General features: G+C 31.8%; 1 protein-coding gene. It reads right to left on the bottom strand.

Annotated features, from left to right (window positions below):
• Positions 1-108 precede the first annotated feature (108 nt).
• Positions 109-600, bottom strand: coding sequence for a hypothetical protein (locus KTR07_RS28160; protein WP_004295319.1), 492 nt, complete (start codon positions 598-600; stop codon positions 109-111).
• Positions 601-676 lie beyond the last annotated feature (76 nt).

Raw genomic sequence — 676 nt, 5'->3', positions numbered from 1 at the left:
ATTAAAACTGCATATTGATTATTCATACATTCATCCTTATATCCAGAGTTTATAATGTTATGCAGCTTGCCGCCGTTAGGTGGCACAGGTGCTTGTTATCAGTCAATTTTATTTCAAATCTTCTTTATTTATAGTAATTATTCTATTCGGTATAAAAAACTGAGATGTTTCCACATCTATGCTGTTTGATATATAGCACTTCCAAGATTTCACGTATCGAAAATTCTTTTTGATTTTACGATAAAATTTGGAAACCATTTGAGAAAAATCATTATTATCAGAACAGCAATAAAAACGTCCAGCAATGTATGCCATATCTTCCCTTTGAAAAGGAACTCTATATTCTAAAACTGGACTTTTCACATAGTCCAATACTTCAGCTGTTGTTCCATCATAATATTCATGTGTATAATATGATATATATTGTTGGAAAGATTTTCCAGTCAAATACATCAGCCGATCATTAGCACAAATGTCAAAAGGGGATAAATCTCCTTTATAACGTGGAACACACAACAACTCTCCAAATACACTTCTAAGCGTATTTGCAATCATCTCATCATCATTTTTATACGAATAGAATTCAAATTGTTTTCCCATGTTCAACTGGTTTTAATGACTGATAATGTTTGGTGGATAATCATCATTAAAGGAGATTGATCCGCTTGTTATCTGC

The sequence above is a fragment of the Bacteroides sp. MSK.20.82 genome, assembly GCF_019052485.1.
GTDB classification, from domain to species: domain Bacteria; phylum Bacteroidota; class Bacteroidia; order Bacteroidales; family Bacteroidaceae; genus Bacteroides; species Bacteroides thetaiotaomicron.
Note: the sequence above shows the minus strand (reverse complement) of the source record. Positions and strands in the feature narration are given on the sequence as shown.